14 protein-coding genes are annotated in these 15,496 nt (G+C 54.2%); 6 read left to right on the top strand and 8 right to left on the bottom strand.

Going from position 1 to position 15,496, the window contains the following annotated elements; genetic code table 11:
- Positions 1-6 precede the first annotated feature (6 nt).
- The 3 genes from urtC to urtE are packed head-to-tail and all read left to right on the top strand — an operon-like array spanning position 7 to position 2,633.
- Complete coding sequence (urtC, locus tag O1Q74_RS09510) at positions 7-1,083, top strand: urea ABC transporter permease subunit UrtC (RefSeq protein ID WP_271878862.1); 1,077 nt, start codon at positions 7-9, stop codon at positions 1,081-1,083.
- A gap of 55 nt (positions 1,084-1,138) precedes the next feature.
- Positions 1,139-1,933 (top strand): urea ABC transporter ATP-binding protein UrtD, encoded by a 795-nt coding sequence (gene urtD / locus O1Q74_RS09515; RefSeq protein WP_271878864.1) that lies wholly within the window; start codon positions 1,139-1,141, stop codon positions 1,931-1,933.
- Between the two features lies 1 nt (position 1,934).
- Positions 1,935-2,633 (top strand): urea ABC transporter ATP-binding subunit UrtE, encoded by a 699-nt coding sequence (gene urtE / locus O1Q74_RS09520; RefSeq protein ID WP_225084748.1) that lies wholly within the window; start codon positions 1,935-1,937, stop codon positions 2,631-2,633.
- A gap of 147 nt (positions 2,634-2,780) precedes the next feature.
- Here urtE and O1Q74_RS09525 read toward each other — a convergent pair whose 3' ends face one another.
- From O1Q74_RS09525 to O1Q74_RS09555, 7 genes are all read right to left on the bottom strand, one after another.
- Positions 2,781-3,605, bottom strand: coding sequence for an amino acid ABC transporter ATP-binding protein (locus tag O1Q74_RS09525; protein WP_271878277.1), 825 nt, complete (start codon positions 3,603-3,605; stop codon positions 2,781-2,783).
- Between the two features lie 24 nt (positions 3,606-3,629).
- On the bottom strand, positions 3,630-4,571 hold the full coding sequence (locus O1Q74_RS09530; RefSeq protein ID WP_271878280.1) for an amino acid ABC transporter permease: 942 nt from the start codon (positions 4,569-4,571) through the stop codon (positions 3,630-3,632).
- Positions 4,572-4,651: 80 nt separating this feature from the next.
- The gene (locus O1Q74_RS09535; protein WP_271878283.1) at positions 4,652-5,206 is read right to left on the bottom strand and encodes a GNAT family N-acetyltransferase; all 555 of its coding nucleotides are present in this window, start codon (positions 5,204-5,206) and stop codon (positions 4,652-4,654) included.
- A gap of 278 nt (positions 5,207-5,484) precedes the next feature.
- The gene (locus O1Q74_RS09540) at positions 5,485-6,507 is read right to left on the bottom strand and encodes an IS110 family transposase (protein ID WP_271878286.1); all 1,023 of its coding nucleotides are present in this window, start codon (positions 6,505-6,507) and stop codon (positions 5,485-5,487) included.
- A gap of 212 nt (positions 6,508-6,719) precedes the next feature.
- Entirely contained in the window at positions 6,720-7,703 is a 984-nt protein-coding gene (locus O1Q74_RS09545; RefSeq protein WP_271878289.1) for an ABC transporter substrate-binding protein, read from the bottom strand.
- 73 nt (positions 7,704-7,776) lie between these two features.
- The gene (locus O1Q74_RS09550) at positions 7,777-8,658 is read right to left on the bottom strand and encodes an ABC transporter substrate-binding protein (protein ID WP_442953140.1); all 882 of its coding nucleotides are present in this window, start codon (positions 8,656-8,658) and stop codon (positions 7,777-7,779) included.
- 76 nt (positions 8,659-8,734) lie between these two features.
- Complete coding sequence (locus O1Q74_RS09555) at positions 8,735-10,072, bottom strand: LLM class flavin-dependent oxidoreductase (protein ID WP_271878295.1); 1,338 nt, start codon at positions 10,070-10,072, stop codon at positions 8,735-8,737.
- A 321-nt stretch (positions 10,073-10,393) separates the two neighbouring features.
- Between O1Q74_RS09555 and O1Q74_RS09560 the strand changes: the two genes are divergently transcribed.
- Positions 10,394-10,939, top strand: a complete 546-nt coding sequence (locus tag O1Q74_RS09560) for a flavin reductase (protein WP_271878298.1) — start codon at positions 10,394-10,396, stop codon at positions 10,937-10,939.
- Between the two features lie 197 nt (positions 10,940-11,136).
- Here the strand turns inward: O1Q74_RS09560 and O1Q74_RS09565 are convergent, their stop codons facing one another.
- Complete coding sequence (locus O1Q74_RS09565; protein ID WP_271878301.1) at positions 11,137-12,333, bottom strand: M20 peptidase aminoacylase family protein; 1,197 nt, start codon at positions 12,331-12,333, stop codon at positions 11,137-11,139.
- Between the two features lie 408 nt (positions 12,334-12,741).
- Between O1Q74_RS09565 and O1Q74_RS09570 the strand changes: the two genes are divergently transcribed.
- Positions 12,742-13,722: an LLM class flavin-dependent oxidoreductase gene (locus O1Q74_RS09570; protein WP_271878304.1), complete on the top strand. Its 981-nt coding sequence runs from the start codon at positions 12,742-12,744 to the stop codon at positions 13,720-13,722.
- Positions 13,723-14,667: 945 nt separating this feature from the next.
- Entirely contained in the window at positions 14,668-15,468 is an 801-nt protein-coding gene (gene hisN / locus O1Q74_RS09575) for a histidinol-phosphatase (RefSeq protein ID WP_271878307.1), read from the top strand.
- Positions 15,469-15,496: the final 28 nt, after the last annotated feature.

Here is a 15,496-nt window from a genome sequence, read left to right on the forward strand (position 1 = left end):
CAATCTATTACGCAACCCATGACGATAACTCTGACGCAGCGCGCGCCACGGCTCATGCTTGGCCTCGGTTCAACGATGTTGCTGGCCTTGCTAATCCTGCCATTTCTCGCGCTGCTGCCCGCAGAGAACCCGCTGGCGATCTCCACCTATACGCTGACGTTGATCGGTAAAATTCTGTGCTACGCGATTGTTGCCGTCGCGCTGGATCTGGTGTGGGGCTATGCCGGGCTGCTGTCGCTCGGTCACGGCCTGTTTTTCGCGTTGGGCGGCTACGCGATGGGCATGTACCTGATGCGGCAGGCTGCTGGCGAGGGAATACCCGTGTTTATGTCATTTCTGTCGTGGACGGAACTGCCGTGGTTCTGGGCGGGAACCCAGTATTTCGCCTGGGTGCTGTGCCTGATTGTGCTGGTGCCGGGCGTGCTGGCGTTTGTGTTCGGCTGGTTTGCGTTCCGCTCCAAAATCAAAGGCGTGTATTTCTCGATCATGACGCAGGCGCTGACCTACGCGGGCATGCTGCTGTTTTTCCGTAACGAAACTGGCTTTGGCGGCAATAACGGGTTTACCGGTTTTACCACGCTGCTCGGTTTCCCTATTACAGCGACGGGGACGCGCATCGGGCTGTTTGTCGCCACCGTGCTGTTGTTAATGGTCAGCCTGCTGGTGGGCTTTGCGTTGGCGCGCAGTAAATTTGGCCGCGTGCTGACGGCGGTGCGTGATGCGGAAAACCGTCTGATGTTCTGCGGCTACGATCCGAAAGGCTTCAAACTGTTTGTCTGGACACTTTCCGCCGTGCTGTGCGGTCTGGCCGGGGCACTGTATGTGCCGCAGGTCGGCATTATCAATCCTGGCGAAATGTCGCCGACCAACTCCATCGAAGCGGCTATTTGGGTGGCGCTGGGCGGGCGTGGAACGCTGATCGGGCCGCTACTCGGTGCGGGCATCGTCAACGGGGCGAAAAGCTGGTTTACCGTGGCCTTCCCCGAATACTGGCTGTTCTTTTTGGGACTGATGTTTATTCTCGTCACGCTGTTTTTGCCGCGTGGCGTGATTGGCTTGCTGACGAGGAAAAAACATGACTGAGCCTTTATCTGTGCCATCTGCCTCTGAGCCTGCGCACACGGTTGCCGCTCAGCCGATGTTTACACAACCCATGTTTGCACAGCCGCACCCGTCGGATCGCCATCGGCATCAGACCGATCCGGTGCTGCAACTCGACAAGATTAACGTGAGCTTTGATGGTTTCCGCGCGCTCACCGATCTGTCGTTACAGATTGGCGTGGGAGAGCTGCGTTGCATCATCGGCCCCAACGGCGCAGGAAAAACCACGCTGATGGATGTCATCACCGGTAAAACGCGACCCGACAACGGCAAAGCGTTTTACGATCAGTACACCGACCTGACGATGCTATCTCCGGTAGAAATAGCCCGCGCGGGAATTGGGCGGAAATTCCAAAAACCGACCGTGTTTGGAGCGCTGACGGTATTTGAAAACCTCGAAATCGCACTAAAAACTGACAAATCAGTGTGGGCAAGCCTGCGTGCCAGACTGAACAGCGAGCAGCGTGACCGGATTGACGACACGTTGGCGCTGCTGCGGCTCGGCCACGAACGGCAACGGCCCGCTGGGCTGTTGTCACACGGGCAAAAGCAGTTTCTGGAGATCGGCATGTTACTGGTACAGGAGCCGCATCTGCTGCTGCTCGATGAACCCGCCGCCGGGATGACCGACGCAGAAACGGCCTATACTGCCGAACTGTTCCGTAGTTTGGCAGGCAAACACTCGCTGATGGTGGTGGAGCACGATATGGGCTTTGTCGAGAGCATTGCCGATCGTGTCACCGTGCTGCATCAGGGGCAGGTGCTGGCGGAAGGGTCGCTGCGCGAGGTGCAGGCGAATGAGCAGGTGATTGACGTTTATCTGGGGCGCTAACATGTTAGAGATTGCTGAACTGAATCAATACTACGGCGGCAGCCACATCCTGCGCGGCCTGTCCTTTGAGGTCAAAGCCGGCGAAATTACCTGCCTGTTAGGGCGCAACGGCGTGGGGAAAACCACGCTGCTGAAATGCCTGATGGGGCTGATTCCGGCGAAATCCGGCACGATTCGCTGGCAGGGCGAAGCGATCAATACGCGCAAACCTTACCAGCGTGTGCAGGCTGGCATTGCCTATGTGCCGCAAGGGCGGGAAATTTTTCCTCGTCTGACGGTAGAAGAAAACCTGCTGATGGGGCTGTCGCGCTTTCCGGGTAAACAGGCGCGGCAGGTGCCGGATGAGATCTACCAGCTTTTTCCGGTGCTGGATGAGATGAAACAGCGGCGCGGCGGCGATTTGTCCGGCGGGCAACAGCAGCAATTAGCCATTGGGCGTGCGCTGGCCTGTAAACCACAGTTGTTGATCCTGGATGAGCCGACAGAAGGCATACAGCCGTCGGTGATCAAAGAGATTGGCGCGGTGATTCGCCAACTGGCGCAGCGTGGCGACATGGCGATTCTGCTGGTCGAGCAGTTTTACGACTTCGCCGCCGAACTGGCTGACAGCTATCTGGTGATGTCACGTGGGGAAATCATCCAGCGCGGACGAGGTGAAACGATGGAACAGGACGGCGTGCGGGGGCTGGTCGCGATTTGAATATTACGTTGTATCTGTTTTCTTTTCCTTGATGTAGAAAATTGCGCTGAGATGAGCGTGGCCGTCGGGCATGCTGGGACATACATGAAAACAACGTTGTTAACATGCCCGATACGATAGCCCCACTCAGTCATAGCGGCATGAGGTTCACAGCACCTTATTCAAAAAGTTGATCGTTCGTGGATGGCAGGGGTGGTTCAGTACCTGCAAGGAATCCCCGCTTTCGACGATTTTTCCGTCCACCATAAACACCACACGGTCAGCGACTTCGCGTGCAAAGCCGATTTCATGTGTGACGACGACCAGTGTCACGCCGGATCGGGCGAGTGATTTGATCACGTCCAGCACTTCACCGACCAGTTCGGGGTCGAGAGCGGATGTCGGTTCATCAAACAGCATGACTTTCGGTTTGAGCGCCAGTGCACGGGCGATGGCGACGCGCTGTTGCTGGCCGCCAGACAGATGGCGGGGATAAGATTGCGCTTTATGGCGCAGGCCGACGCTTTCCAGCAAGGTAAAGGCGATATCTTCTGCCTCCTGACGTGAATACAGCTTATGCGCCAACGGCGCTTCAATGATGTTCTCCAACACGGAAAGGTGGGGGAACAGATTGAAGTTCTGAAACACGTAACCGACGTTGATGCGCTGGCGTAAAATGTCTTTTTCTTTCAGCTCATAGAGCGTATTCCCCTTGCGGCGGTAGCCGATGTAGTCGCCGTCGATGCGGATAAAGCCGTCGTCCACCCGCTCAAGGTGGTTAATGGTGCGCAGCAGCGTGGATTTCCCCGAACCGGACGGGCCGAGGATCACCGTGACGGAACCGGGCGCCAGCGTCAGATTGATATCGTCCAGCGCTTTGTGCTGACCAAAATGTTTTGCCACGTTGCGGATCTCGATCAGCCCCTGAGCGTTTCCTGCCTGTGGCTGCGCGGTGGTGCGCGCATGAGCGAAATAATCAATGGCTTCAGACATGGTAAATCTCCAGAATCGAATGAATTAACGGGCGCGCTTGCGCGTCAGGAAACGGACGAACCTCTGGCGCGGCGTTGGCGGCATTTCACGCACGGCACCGCGGGATACATAGCGTTCCACGTAGTATTGGATGACGGATAGCACCGTGGTGATCAGCAGATACCAGATGGTGGCGACCATCAGCAGCGGAATGACCTGCTGGGTACGGTTGTAGATGACCTGAACGGTGTAGAACAGCTCCGGCAGCGCCAGCACGTAAACGATCGACGTACCTTTTGCCAGACTGATGATCTCGTTGAAACCCGTAGGCAGAATCGAACGCAGCGCCTGCGGCAGAATGATGCGTACCGTGCGGCGACCACCGGGCAGCCCGAGCGCGGCGGAGGCTTCAAACTGTCCGGCATCTACGCCAAGAATACCGCCGCGAATAATCTCTGCCGTATAGGCGGACTGCACCAGCGTCAGGCCAAGCACGGCGACGGAAAATTGATCCAGTAAGTCAATCGTCGGATAGTTCAGGAAGACGATGGAGGTAAACGGAATCCCTAGCGCCAGCTCGTCATAGAGGTACGAGAAATTGTAGAGAATGATCAGCACCAGAATCAGCGGCAGCGATCGGAACAGCCAGATATAGAGCCACGACAGGGTGGACAGCAGATAAGACGGCGAAAGGCGGGCCAGCGCCAGTGCGGTGCCGAAAATGATGCTGAATAATGTGCCCAGGACGGTTAGCAGCAGTGTTTGCCCCAGCCCGGTGAGGATCACGGGATTAAAAAACCACTCGGCAAAGACCGCCCATTCCCAGCGCGGATTCAGCGCGATCGACTGAATAATGCCGGCAAAAATGAACAGCGAAAACAGCGCGCCAGCAAAACGAAAGGGATAACGTGCCGGCACGATGCGTAACGGCGCGTCCTGTGCCTGGCTCAGAGGCGGCTGAGAAGACGTGTGTAGAGATTGTGTCATATCGATACCCTTTGAAGGTGATCCTGAAAAATGTCCTTTTGTTCTTCATCACCGCGCAGGGTGAGTCATGATGTGCTGGGTCAACACACTTTCAAATGGCGAACGATAAGATCGACTTCTGTTGATCGGGCAGCCCGAGGCGTTGCCGCGTTAAACAGCGCTTTCTTAAACGGCAGTCGCCCATCGTAAGGCGGAATGCTGTAGGTCACGGGATCGACGTTGATGTCGAACTGCGGGGTATAGCCGTAGCTCAGGTAGAGGCGCACGGCTTCAGGCTGGCGGAAGCCGGTGGTCAGGAAAAAGTGCTGATAACCTAACCGCCGGGCATGTTGCTCCAGCTCCTGCATCACTTTCCCTGCCAGCCCCTGACGGCGCAGTGCGTTATCCGTCCATACCCGCTTAATTTCGGCAGTGGTATTGTCGTAGCGTTTAAACGCGCCAGTCGCAATCGGTACACCCTGACGCAGCAGCGCAATAAAAATGCCGTGCGGCTGCTGGTAAATGCCCGGCGGATCGCTTTCCCGCTCGCCAAAAAAATCGCCATAGCGCTGTTCATATTCCGCGAACAGGCCGTCGATAATCGGGGCCACGATAGGATCTTCGGGCTGGGTAACAATGAAAATGTCGTTGGACATGACGTGCTATATGAACGCATCCCGTTTGCAAGGCTTCCGTTGTGTTGACGTTGACGGATAGGTCGCAGCTCTATATCCGGCCTTGTTGCAGCCTGTGCCGCGGGCCTCGATGAGATTCGCCGACTTGCTCCTTATTCTCCTGGCGGGCTTTATGCCCGACACGCCATTCAGGTTTAGCAAGTCCCGGTCTTACCTGTCGTCGTCATCACGCTGGCTGCCCTCGCAACCTTTCCGCATTCATCCTTTTGTTAAGGGTTAATGGTTTTCAGCATCCACTGTTAATACGGCCTGATGCTGACGTAATCTTTCCGGTACTCCCGTTCGTGCGCCGCCACCGCCCACACCGTGCGCGCCAGTTTGTTGGCCATCGCCACCACCGCCACGCTGGTCGGTCTGCGTTTCTTCAGCTCTGTTATCCACGGCCCAGGCTCCTTACTTAGCAACGATGCCGCCCGTGCCCCGTGGATAAACAGCGTACGCAGGTAGGTGTCACCGCGTTTGCTTATCCCCAGCAGGCGAACCTTGCCGCCAGTGCCGGTCTGTTTCGGGACGAGTCCGACATAGGCCGCGAACTCCCGTCCCGACCGGAACGCATGAGCCTCGCCCATCGTAGCCACCGCCGCCGTGGCTATCAGTGGCCCTACGCCGGGTATAGCCATCAGCCGTCGGCAGGTCTCGTTCTGTTTCGCCAGCGCCATCAGTTGTTGCTCCATGCCGTTAATCTGAGCATCCAGCTCACTCAACCGACGGTGCTGCTCTTCAATCTGGGCGATGAGGAACAGCGGCAGGCGGTTTTTCAGCCTCTCCAGCGCCACGGGCAGAGCTTTGTCCAGCGCGGTACGTCCTTTGCGTACTGTTTCACCAAATTCGAGCAGTAAGCCATGCAGGGCATTGGTCTGCGCGGTGCGGAACTTCACCCACTGGCGGCGCATGCGATGCAGTGCCAGAACGGCCTGCTGCTCTTCGCTCTTTACGGCTATCCCCCGTCCCGGTTGCTGGACCGCCATCCATATGGCGCGGGAGTCCATGACGTCGTTCTTGTTGCCCATAAGGAACGCTTTGACGAATTTCGCCTGAAGCAGGCGAACCTGATGACCGAGTTTTTTCAACTCCCGGGCCCAGTGCTGAGAGCCACCACAGGCTTCCATACCAATCAGGCAGGGCTCACGGTTGCTGAAGAAGGTCAGAACATCCTGACGTCTCAGCTGTTTATCCACCACTTCGCCGCTATGTTTGTCGATGAAGTGAACCTGAATCAGGTGTTTTGCGATATCAACGCCAACAGGGGTATAGTTATTCATGTGTGGAGTCTCCAGTCAGGGGAACGATGAGTATCCCGTTATAGGCACGATGATGCCGGAAATCTGCGAGGCTCCACACCCCGCCTTTCAGCCTCTGTGCTACTCGTCAAATAGTTGGGATGCGTTCATCTCATTCTCCTGATTCATTCGGGTACGTGCTATCGGTAACCACGGTGTGTCGATCGTGGCGTACCGATAGTCATCGGGCGGGATTAATCGCCCAGTCCCGGCGGATTGATTTCTGAACGGTCAATACGTTCGATGCTTTCGCCCCAGCGGTTTAGCACCTGGTCGTATTCGCCACTTTTAATCACGCCGTTCAGCGCGGTATTAATTGGCTGAACCAGTCCGCTGCCTTTGCGCGTGGTGACCGCGATATGTGCGACGTTGGGGTAGCCACCGTTGACCGTACCGACATGCTTAACCTTACCGGTCAGCTCGGCTTTGTACGCCCCGATCACGTTGGGGCCGAAATAGGCGTCGGAACGACCGGATTGCAGACTCAGGTTGGCGGCGGCATCGTCCGTGACATAAATCGGCTGAAAGGCGGGCAGGCCGTTGGCGCGATTCTGCTTATCCCAGGCCAGCAGCACGGCTTCCTGATTGGTGCCGGAACCAACAATAATCTTCAAGCCGGCGATATCTTTCGCTTCGTTGATGGACTGAATCTTACTGGTGGATTTCACATAGAAACCCAGCGAGTCTATGCGGTAGGTGGCGAAATCGAATTTTTCTTTACGCTCTTTGGTGACGGTAATGTTGATGATGGCGGCGTCATACTTGCCGGAAGTCACGCCAAGCGGCCAGTCTTCCCATGAGGTGGGGACGATGTTCAGCTCCAGCCCGAGGCTGTCGGCCACCAGTCGGGCGATATCCGGTTCGCTGCCCACCACGGTTTTGTTATCGTCGGCCAGAAACGCCAGCGGCGGTGACGATCCCAGCGCGGCAATCGCCACGGTGAATTTGCCCGGTGTGACAAATTTAAAATCAGCCGGAATTTGCGCGATAGCTTCCGCGTTCTTCGGTACGTGGATCGGCTGCTGATTGGCTTTCAGGTCGATAGCCGCCTGTGCGCCAGTCATCACGGACAGCGTACCGAGCAGCAACGCTCCCGTCAGTAACGTTGTCAAACGCGATGGACGCAGGCGATGTGAGTGGGATGACGGTGCGATGGTGTGGGCAATCTCTTTTTGCATCAGTTTTTCCCTTGCAGGTGATTATTTATAATGGTTTTAGTGACACCGTCACTTTGTGGTGTGCTGTTTTTACTTAATCGCCGATACCCGGCGGATTCACGACGGATTGCGTGATTTTTTCATCCTCTTCACCCCAGCGATCCAGCACCTGCGCATAGCTGCCGTTCTTGATAGCGCCATTGATGGCAGTGCTGATTGGCTGGGCCAGACCGTTACCTTTCTGTGTGGTGACTGCGACGTAAGCGACCGTCGGGCCTTTGCCTACCATGCGTGTTTTACCCGTCAGCGCCGCTTTATAAGCGCCGATAGAGTGCGGGCCGAAAAACGCATCGACGCGCCCAGACTGAATGCTCAGGTTGGCGGCAGCATCATCGGTGACGTAGACCGGCTGTACAGGAGGTAGGCCGTTGGTGCGGTTTTGCCGATCCCAGCCCAGCAGAATGTTTTCCTGATTGGTGCCGGAGCCGACAATGACTTTCAAACCCGCCACGTCTTCCGGCTTATTAATCGACGTAATCTTGCTGGTCGATTTCACGTAGAAACCCAGCGTATCAATGCGATACGTGGCGAAATCAAACTTCTCTTTGCGGAGTTTGGTCACGGCGATATTAAAAATCGCGGCATCGTATTTTCCCGCCGTAATGCCCAACGGCCAGTCTTCCCAGGAGGCGGGAACCAGTTTCAGCTCCAGCCCGAGGCCGTCGGCTACCAGCCGCGCAATATCGGCATCGCTGCCAACAATCGTTTTGTTGTCATCAGCCAGCAGCGACAGTGGCGGCGAGCTGAGCGCTGAAACGGCAATGGTCAGTTTCCCCGGTGTGATGAATTTGAAATTAGCGGGAATCTGCGCGATGGCTTCAGCGTTTTTTCCGGTGCGAATGGGATTCTGATTTGCCTTCAGGTCAATGCGGCTGACGAATCCGATGTCTTGCGCCTGCACGTGGGTTACCAGCATGGTGCTCAATACGGTCGCCAAAGCTATCACAGAGAGAAAAGGGGAATGCTTCACGATGAATCTCCTGTGGCGCAAATTAGCGCGTGAATTGATTCACCGGATAATCCAGCGCCAGATTTTCCCGCAGCGTGTAGCCTGCGTAATCCTGACGGAACAGGCCGCGCTGTTGCAGCAGAGGAACAACGCGATCGACAAAGTGGTTGAGTGTCTCCGGCGTACCTCCCTGAATGATGAAGCCATCGGCCGCACCGTTTTCAAACCAGAGCTGTAAGCCATCCGCCACCTGTTCGGGCGTGCCGCTGAAGACGGGGCGTGGTGATGCGGCTTCCAACGCGACCTGCCGCAGCGTTAAGCCTTTTTCCTGCGCGTTGCGTTTGATTTCGTCAGTGGTGCTGCGGAAGCTGTTTTTCCCCAGATCGCCGATATCGGGGAAAGGCTCATCCAGCGGATGTTGGGAGAAGTCATAGTGCTCAAAGTAGCGCCCCAAATAATTGAGGGCATCCTTAATCGTGACCAGTTGAGCGGTTTCCTGATATTGACGCTCCACATCTTCCGCGTCGTTGCCAACAATCACGCTGACGCCTTGAAAGACATGTAACTGATCGGCCCGACGACCGTTTTCTTCCAGCTTCTGTTTTACCTCGCGGTAATAACGCTGTGATTCTTCCAGCGTGTGTTGATGGGTGAAAATGGCGTCGGCGTGCTTGGCGGCCAGTTTTTGGCCGTCTTCCGATGCGCCAGCCTGAAACACAATAGGACGACCCTGCGCGGATCGGCCTATATTCAGCGGGCCCTGCACTGAGAAGAATTCACCTTTATGGTGTAGCGTGTGCAGCTTTTCAGGATCGAAGAATTGTCCGCTGGCTTGGTCGCGAATAAAGGCATCGTCTTCCCAGGAATCCCATAGGCCTTTTGCCACCTGAAGGAATTCATCGGCAATACGGTAGCGCAGCGCGTGTTCTGGGTGTTGCGCGCGGGAGAAGTTTTTCGCCGAGCCTTCCAACGGTGAGGTCACCACGTTCCAGCCCGCGCGGCCATTGCTGAGATGGTCGAGGCTGGAGAATTGCCGCGCCGTGGTGAACGGTTCGGAATACGACGTCGAAAGCGTGCCGACCAGACCAATATGCGTGGTAACGGTGGCTAATGCGGACAGCAGCGTTAACGGTTCAAAGCGATTGAGAAAGTGAGGGATAGATTTTTCATTGATATATAATCCGTCAGCCACGAAGACAAAATCAAATTTCCCTTGTTCGGCTTTTTTTACCGCATCCAGAACAAAACCAAAATTAATACTGGCATCTGGTACAACGTTTTTATGTCGCCATGCGGACATATTTCCCGCTGCGCCCTGTAATATTAAACCCAGTCTTAATTGTCGTTTGGTAGATTTGGTAGAGATTTGTTTTTCACTCATTATCAGAAACCTTTTTATTCATTGAATGTGTTTGTTATTAATTGAGCGAGCTTATTTTTCATTGAACGAACCTCCATGAAAGTGAAAACAGTCCATCAATAAACCGGCTATCAATAAGCAAGCCATCAATAGAAACTCACGTATTCAATGAAAGGTTAATCAGGCGTTAATAGCGTGTTTTCACTATTGATGAGGCGAGGCGTGATGTAAAACAACAAAAATGGATAATAAAATTCAAAAATTTCAGATGATGACGTGGCTTATTTTGTTAGTATAATGTTAATGATCATGTCTCTTTGCCGTATCTAAAGGAAATATTTAATGTCTGATTTGATAGCTGAACGACACGTAACCGCGAATGACGCGGCTCTCTCTGCCGCGGTTACTACCGTTGACCGGCAGGCGTTTCGTGATGCGATGGCAAGGCTGAGCGCGGCGGTCAATGTCGTGACGACGGATGGCCCGGCGGGTAAAGCTGGATTTACGGCTTCCGCGGTGTCCAGCGTCAGCGATTCGCCCGGTACGCTGCTGGTGTGTTTGAATCGCGGTTCGTCGGTGTATCCCACGTTTCAGGCGAATACGCATTTGTGCATTAATACGTTGGCTTCCCATCATGAAGCGCTGTCGACGCTGTTTGGTAGCCGCTCGTCTACCGAAGAACGGTTTGCTGCGGCGGAGTGGGATGTGCTGCACACCGGATCGCCGGTGTTGCGGGATGCGCTGGTTGCGTTTGACTGTCAGGTTGAAGAAGTGGTGAGCGCGGCGACGCACGATATTTTTATTTGCCGGGTGTTAGCGCTCAAACAGGGCAAAAGCACCGAGGGTCTGGTGTATTTTTCCCGCCGTTATCATGCTGTTCGCGGTTAATTCATTCCGCTTTTTCACCCAATCTCGATCGTTTGACGCTCGAGATACCCGGAGCAACCACGGGGTGAGGTGTCCCTGCGGGAACCTCATCCCCGTGTCTCTCCTAATATCGGATTAATGTAATCAATACGCCTCCGCCGAATTGATCGTGCGGAGGTGATTGTGTTTGCAGGAAATTCTATTTGTAGAACAAGGTATTACGATGAGGATAGTACCGCCTGCGGTGGAGTGACTTTCGTGGTGCGCAGGCGATGCAACGCGGCCTCCGCCAGCTGTGCGAAATAGCGGGAGGCAGGCGCAATCGCACTTTCATCCGGGTTAAACTGAGGATGGTGCAGGCCAAATTCGCTGTTTGAACCAATGCTGACGAAGGTGCCCGGTATTTCCTGAAGGTAAAGCGCAAAGTCCTCGCCGCTCATTTGCAGCTCGGCGTTTTCCACCTGATAGCCTGCGTCTCGGGCAATCTGTTTGCTGAAATCTGCCCATTCGCTGGTATTGACGACCGCTGGCGGGCCGGGATACCACTTGAGCTCCGCTTTGGCGCCCAGTGCAACGGCAATACCGCCGATCAACTGCTCAATTCGCGCCGGTATTTCCGCGCGAATCGCGGCATTGTAGGTGCGTACCGTGCCTTCCAGTTCTACCGTTTGCGGCAGTACGTTCCAGGTGTTGCCGCCCTGAATGCGCGTGACGCTGATGACCAGTGATTCCAGCGAACTGAAACTGCGGCTGGGCAACGTTTGTAGCGCATTGACGATATTGCAGGCGGTAACGATGCTGTCGATGCCCTGTTCGGGTTTGGCGGCGTGCGCGCCTTTACCGGTAATGTGAATAGCGAAGCGATCCACGTTGGCGTAAAACGGGCCGCTGCGGGTGGCGAAGGTGCCAGCGGGAAGCTCAGGCGCGTTATGCAGGCCGAAAACGGCGACCACATCGTTGAGCGCACCGGCGCGGATGAACTGTTTAGCGCCGGTAGAAACCTCTTCTGCCGGTTGGAAAAAGACGCGGATTTTACCCGGTAATACAGATTCACGCTTTTTCAGCAAACAGGCGGCACCCAGCATCACCGCGGTGTGGAAATCATGTCCACAGGCATGCATGACGCCCGCGTGCTGAGAGCGAAACGGCACATCCACCAACTCTTCAATCGGCAGGGCATCAATATCGGCCCGCAGCGCAATCGTCGGGCCACTGCCGTGACCGATCTCGGCGACGACGCCAGTGGTCAATGTAAGGGGCAACAGACGGATGTATTTTTCTTGTAGCCAGCGGGTGATGTGCGCAGTGGTTTGGTGTTCCTGATTGGACAGTTCCGGGTACTGATGCAAGTGCCGTCGCCAGTTAATGAGCTGCTGCTCGAATGACGTATCACAACAGGGGATAGATTCAGCCATGTCAATACACCTCCTTAACAAAACATAAACACCCTAAAGGTAGCCGATAGCGGCTCGGCGGATAAATACCGTCTGGTTATATTTCATGCCTTTTTATCCCGATATATTCAAGATTATGGGGTTACAGTGCCATTGTCTGCCTGTAAGGCAAATGATTTATTTTCCACTAATGATGTTTTTTCTTTATTGAAATTCCTGCTAACAAAATTCGGTATTGATATTTATATTTCACGCCGTTATGCAACATGCTTCTTATTCTGTTTTTTGCTCTGGCTGTTCTTACAGTAACGCTTTATTTGAAATAAATAATTCTTGCAACGAATAATTTTTTAAATAAACAGTCATTTTCAATAAATGACGCTGACGGATGATTGCTGAAAATAGCGTCGTTGAAAATAAGGAAATATCGTGGGATATAAGCTCAGTTTATTAGATCAAAGCCCCATTGCCGAAGGCATGAGCGTAGAACAGGCGTTGGCGCAAACCGTGTCACTGGCGAAAGTGGCAGAAGCGCTTGGCTATCACCGCTTTTGGGTTTCCGAGCATCATAATTCTGATGAGTTGGCGGGGTCATCTCCCGAGGTTTTAATCACCTGGCTGTTAGCGTACACGACAACATTGCGTATCGGCTCCGGCGGCGTGATGTTACAGCACTACAGCCCGTATAAGGTTGCAGAGAATTTCCATGTAATCGGTGCACTGTCGGGCGGGCGTGTGGATTTGGGAATTGGCAAAGCGCCGGGCGGGCTGCCTCTGGCAACGCGGGCGCTACAGCAGGAAATCGGAGAAGCGACACGAGTGACCTTCACGGAGAAATTACAGCAATTAAACCATTTTCTCGACAGCCATGATGAGACGGACGAACGCCTGAATGCCACGCCGCTACCGGAACACGTACCACAGCGTTTTCTTCTGGGTGCCAGCCAGGAGAGCGCGCGGTTAGCCGCCTCGCTGGGCTGGAGTTTTGTCTTCGCCGGGTTCATTAATGCCAGTGACACGCTGCTGACGGAGTCCCTGCTGAGCTATCGGGAATTGAAGCCAGCCAGCGCTCAGACGTTGTTGTCGCTGTCGGTGATTGCCGCCGAGCGTCATGAAGAGGCTGAGGCGCTGGCCAGCACGCAGCATAACTATAAAGTTTATATTGAGAACAAACCGCCGCTGACGGTAGGCAGTCAGGAGCAGGCCGACAATTTCGTGCGGCAGGCGGGCGCAACGGATTTCCGCATTGTGCAGGAGCCGCGGAATGTGCTTTACGGCACGCCGGAGCATATTCATCAGCGTCTGGAAAGTTACCACCAGCGCTTTGGCGTAGATGAATTCATCATCCATACACCCGTGACGTCACCCCGTGAGCGTGAGGCCTCGATTCGGTTGCTGGCTCAGCGCTGAGTAAGACCGAAAAATGTGAGCGATGAAGCGCGCTATGGTGAATGTTGGTATGGTAGCGCCAGCGACGTTTTTTCAGACAAAACCTTACATACTCCCCCTGCTTGACTGTTCTATACTCATTAGTAAGCAAGATAAGTTTTACTGGCAGATGAGATAAAGATGAATAGGGGGAAGAAATATGATTGGTCTCAACCTTGTTTCTCCAGTGTCATATTACACCATGCCGGACAAACCTGATCACGTACAGGGTATCTCCCGCTCGTCGCAACTGTCTGGTTACCCTCATCCAGACGCGTCTACTCGAACCCGGACAACGTACGAAAACAGTGGTTCAGTCTTTAAGCCCCCCATAGCGGACGGGATTAACCGCCCAACAGCCAATAACCAACTGAATGTTTACGTTTAACGTGTCATCAAGTGGATAAAATGGGCAATCGCGTGCTGTAAACGATCGTTTTCGGTGCGTGTTTGCCCTCTTTCGTTCCTATTCCATCTTCTATTCAAGCATCTTCAAAACCCACCTTACTAAACCAGCCGTGTTACTGGCCGAGAATATCGTTAGATAGTTGAAAAAACGCACATCAAGGCGGGTGAATGGAGCTGGAACATTCTGGTATCCGTTGTCACTAAACGCTATGGTTTCATCTAAGGTCGGCCGTGACGACTGGAGCCAAAACGCATCAGCCAGAAAGAGAGAGAAACCGTTCTGCTAGAATAAGCGGGTAATAAGATTCCTGCTATCGCCCCTGACGAAGGTATTTCTGGGGCTATTTTTGCCCAGTAAAGAAGAATGTGAATTGTGGTTGCAGACGGGTTTATGCATAATCGAGAGGGCTAATTACGCAAAATAATGCATGATCGAGCTATAGTGAGCGTTGTCGTTTGTATCTTCAATGCCGACTGGTACTGTCACGTCATATCAACACGATAGGAAGGTAAAACACTATGAATCAGTTGCTTCCCGATATTGCCTTTTTTCATGAACTTGCCACGCTGGCCAGCAAGGAAACGTTACCGCGGTTTCGTTCCATTAACGCAAATCAAGTTGAGACGAAGCCAAAAGCGGGCTTTCGCTTTGACCCGGTCACGGAAGCTGATCGCAAGGCGGAACAGGTCATCCGCGAGCACATCACTCACCATTATCCCCACCATGCGATCATGGGTGAAGAATTTGGCCTGAGCGGGGAAGGGCCGTTGCGTTGGGTTTTGGATCCGGTTGATGGAACCCGGCCTTTCTTATGCGGGCTACCCGTGTGGGGAACGCTTATCGGTCTGCTGCACCATGAACGTGCAGTGATGGGGATGATGCATCAGCCGTTTACTGGGGAGCGTTTCTGGGCCGATGGCTCGCAGGCCTGGCGTAGCGACCGACATGGAGAAATGCGTTTAAGCACGCGTAAAGGCGTATCGCTCGAACAGGCAATTCTTCACACTACCGCACCAGAAGCCCTGAATATGCACCCAACGATTCACTTCGCAGAACTAACCGAAAATACGCTCATGACACGCTACGGCGGCGAATGTTACGCCATGGCGATGCTAGCCGCGGGTCAGATTGACATCTGCGTGGAGTTTTCATTGCAACCCTACGACATTGTCGCGCTCATCCCAATTATTGAACAGGCAGGGGGCATCATCACCGATCTTAGCGGACAGCGAGCGGAAGCGGGCGGCACGGTAGTCGCTACCGGTAACCCAGAGCTTCACCAACAGATTTTAGCCATTCTGAACGGAACGCGGTCATAGCCGCTGGTTTATATAACCAATCCTGACG

Origin of the sequence: Pectobacterium sp. A5351 (genome assembly GCF_028335745.1) — a bacterium.
GTDB lineage: Bacteria > Pseudomonadota > Gammaproteobacteria > Enterobacterales > Enterobacteriaceae > Pectobacterium.

Bases quoted from the DNA above. Each gene is read 5' to 3' on its own strand.
- O1Q74_RS09530 (WP_271878280.1), bottom strand. From the start codon at position 4,571: ATGACACAATCTCTACACACGTCTTCTCAGCCGCCTCTGAGCCAGGCA.
- urtE (WP_225084748.1), top strand. From the start codon at position 1,935: ATGTTAGAGATTGCTGAACTGAATCAATACTACGGCGGCAGCCACATC.
- O1Q74_RS09565 (WP_271878301.1), bottom strand. From the start codon at position 12,333: ATGGCTGAATCTATCCCCTGTTGTGATACGTCATTCGAGCAGCAGCTC.
- hisN (WP_271878307.1), top strand. From the start codon at position 14,668: ATGAATCAGTTGCTTCCCGATATTGCCTTTTTTCATGAACTTGCCACG.
- urtD (WP_271878864.1), top strand. From the start codon at position 1,139: ATGTTTACACAACCCATGTTTGCACAGCCGCACCCGTCGGATCGCCAT.
- O1Q74_RS09555 (WP_271878295.1), bottom strand. From the start codon at position 10,072: ATGAGTGAAAAACAAATCTCTACCAAATCTACCAAACGACAATTAAGA.
- O1Q74_RS09525 (WP_271878277.1), bottom strand. From the start codon at position 3,605: ATGTCTGAAGCCATTGATTATTTCGCTCATGCGCGCACCACCGCGCAG.
- O1Q74_RS09535 (WP_271878283.1), bottom strand. From the start codon at position 5,206: ATGTCCAACGACATTTTCATTGTTACCCAGCCCGAAGATCCTATCGTG.
- O1Q74_RS09560 (WP_271878298.1), top strand. From the start codon at position 10,394: ATGTCTGATTTGATAGCTGAACGACACGTAACCGCGAATGACGCGGCT.
- O1Q74_RS09545 (WP_271878289.1), bottom strand. From the start codon at position 7,703: ATGCAAAAAGAGATTGCCCACACCATCGCACCGTCATCCCACTCACAT.
- O1Q74_RS09550 (WP_442953140.1), bottom strand. From the start codon at position 8,658: ATGCTGGTAACCCACGTGCAGGCGCAAGACATCGGATTCGTCAGCCGC.
- O1Q74_RS09540 (WP_271878286.1), bottom strand. From the start codon at position 6,507: ATGAATAACTATACCCCTGTTGGCGTTGATATCGCAAAACACCTGATT.